At 65.5% G+C, this 2,585-nt stretch carries 2 protein-coding genes; one reads left to right on the forward strand and one right to left on the reverse strand.

Annotated elements, in window-relative coordinates; all coding sequences use genetic code 11:
- Positions 1–48: 48 nt before the first annotated feature.
- Positions 49–1,620 carry an ABC transporter substrate-binding protein gene (locus ACL9RL_RS19720; RefSeq protein ID WP_422781997.1) on the reverse strand — a complete coding sequence of 524 codons (1,572 nt, stop codon included), beginning with the start codon at positions 1,618–1,620 and terminating at the stop codon, positions 49–51.
- A gap of 175 nt (positions 1,621–1,795) precedes the next feature.
- Here ACL9RL_RS19720 and ACL9RL_RS19725 point away from each other — a divergent pair, with 175 nt between their 5' ends.
- The gene (locus ACL9RL_RS19725; RefSeq protein ID WP_422781998.1) at positions 1,796–2,359 is read left to right on the forward strand and encodes an Lrp/AsnC family transcriptional regulator; all 564 of its coding nucleotides are present in this window, start codon (positions 1,796–1,798) and stop codon (positions 2,357–2,359) included.
- The last annotated feature ends 226 nt before the right edge of the window (positions 2,360–2,585 follow it).

Raw genomic sequence — 2,585 nt, forward strand, 5'->3', positions numbered from 1 at the left:
GCGAGCGGGTGGACACCCGCTCGCGCGCGCTGCTCGGCAGGAGCCGTGCTACTTGATTCCGGCAAGGTCGATCGTCCAAACCGGGTTCAGCGGCACCGTCTTGATCGTGGTCGCGGTGACCACGTTCTGGGCGGGCTGCAGGAGCGGGATGAACGGCCCGCTCGCGTTCTGTGCCTTCTGGAGCGCCTGGTAGGCGGCGGTGCGCTCATCGGTCGTTCCGGCTGCGGCAGCTGCTGCTGCGAGGTCGGTCACGGTCGGGTCTGCGCCTGCTGCCCAGCCGGCACGCAGGCCGACGAGCTCACCCGGGGTGAAGACGAGGTAGTTCGACGGGTCCGGGAAGTCGGGGCCCCAGTACCAGAGACCGACGGTCTCCTTGCCGTCACGGTAGGCGTCGAGCTCGGTGGCGACGGGCGCCGGTGCGAGCTTGATGTTGACGCCGATCGTCTTCAGCTGTGCCTGGACGGACTCCGCGACGCTCTGCAGCGACAGGCCCTGGACGGTGATGTCGTTCGGGAAGTTCAGCGTGATCTCTTCACCGTTGTACCCGGAGGCCGCGAGGGCCGTCTTGGCTGCAGCGGCGTCGAACTGGTTGCCGTCCTTCGCATCGAGCGCACCGTTGAAGATCGACGGGATGAATCCACCGGGGCGGACGGAGCCCTTGCCGGCGAGGTCGATGATCTTGTCGTAGTCGATGCCGGCCTTGACCGCTTCGAGGAACTTCGGGTTGCTCGTGAACTTGCTGACCGACGGGTCCTGGTTCAGGAGGAGGAAGATCATGTAGCGCGAGGCGTTCGCGATGATCTTGACCTTCGATGCGTCGAGCTCGCCGACCTGGTCGGGGTTCAGGTCGAGGGCGACCTGCGAGTCACCGGCTTCGACGTTGAGCTTCTGCGTCGGGCCCTGGACGTTGCGGAGCACGATGCGCTCGTACGCGGGCTTCGTGCCCGTGTACTTCGGGTTGGCCGTGAAGACGACCTGCGAAGCGGCATCGAACGACTCGAGCGTGTACGGGCCTGAGCCTGCGGACGTCTTGTTGAGGAACGCCTCGGCCTTGTCGTCAGCGGTCGCGGTGCCGCCGTTCTTCTCGACGACCTTCTTGTTCACGATGCTGAGCGCGGGGTTCGGCAGGATGAACGGCAGGGCCGGGTTCGGCTTGTCGGACGTGAGCGTGAGGGTCGTGTCCGACGTCTTCGCGACGGTCACGCCGTCGAGGAGGAACGAGGGGTTGCCCTTGACGCCCTGGACGCGCTGGAGGGAGAACACGGCGTCGTCGACGGTGACGGGGGTGCCGTCGGAGAACGTCGAGCCGCCCTTCATCGTGAGCGTGAGGACCGTGTTGTCGGCGTTCATCTCGTAGCTGGCGAGGCCGGCGACGGGCGTCGTGACGTCTTCACCGTTGAAGGTGAGGAGGGTCTCGTAGAGCGCCTTGGCGACGATCGAGCCGGTGGTTTCGTACTCGCGGTTCGGGTCCGCGGTCTTGAGGTCGAAGGAAGCGTCCACAACGAGGGACTTTCCTGCGGAGGAGTCGTTCTGTGCGGCGCCTGAACAGCCGCTGAACGCCAGCGCTGCTGCGATGGCGATACCGACGGCTGCTGCTCCGCGGCGGGGGAATCGTGACAAGGTGGTGCTCCTTATCTGGTTGGAGGGATGAGCTTGAAAATAGTGCGTTAGCAGATCATCCGTCAAACTTTGTTGCGTCTGCGCGGAAGAAAGTATCGAAATACCCTGCGAAATGGCATATTCTCTCCAACGAAGTCCCCGACCAACGCCGCGACTGGACAAATGGAGCACACGAATGCAACTCGATGACACGCATGTTCGGATGCTGGAGGTCCTGCGGGACGATGGCAGAACGTCTGTAGCCGCCCTCGCCGAGCACCTGGGCATCTCCCGTTCCAACGCCTACGCACGGTACGAGGCGATGGTCCGAGCCGGTGTCATCCGTGGTGTTCATGCGGATGTCGACCCGTCGACGGTGGGTCTCGGGGTCGCCGCGATGGTGTTCATCACCCTCCGACAGAGTCAATGGGCCGACTTCCGGGCCAGGCTGTCGTCGGTGCAGGAGCTCGAATACTTCGCCGTCACGACCGGCGAACACGACGCGATGTTGCTCGTGCGCGCGCCAGACGTCGCCGCCATCCACGAGCTCGTCGCGACGCAGCTCGCACAGTGGCCGTCGATCAAGGCGACGACGACCGTGTTCCTCATGGACGAGGAGCGGTCATCGGTGTCCCTGCGGATGGCGCGGAGCGAGCGGACCTCGGTCGAGGACTCCGGCGAGCGGTTCGGGATGACGCGCTTCATCCGCACGAGCGACGAGCGCGCGCAGCGCCTGCCGGAGCGGCGCGGCGGCCGCTAGCGCTCTCCCCCGGTCCTGGGCCCGCTCCCCCGGTCCCTGAGCTTTCTCTCCCGGTCCCTGAGCCCGTCGAAGGGCCACCACGACAAAGCCCGCTCCCTGAGCCCGTCGAAGGGCCACCACGACAAAGCCCGGTCCCTGAGGGTTTCGGGGGGGGACCTTTCGGAAAATCCTGGAAGCGGTCAGGCGGGTCTTAATGATCGTCCCCCCCCCCGCTACCTAATTGACA

It is taken from the genome of Plantibacter sp. Mn2098 (assembly GCF_049319745.1).
GTDB lineage: Bacteria > Actinomycetota > Actinomycetes > Actinomycetales > Microbacteriaceae > Plantibacter.

Coding starts and splice junctions, on each gene's coding strand:
- ACL9RL_RS19725 (WP_422781998.1), top strand. CDS start 1,796: ATGCAACTCGATGACACGCATGTTCGGATGCTGGAGGTCCTGCGGGAC.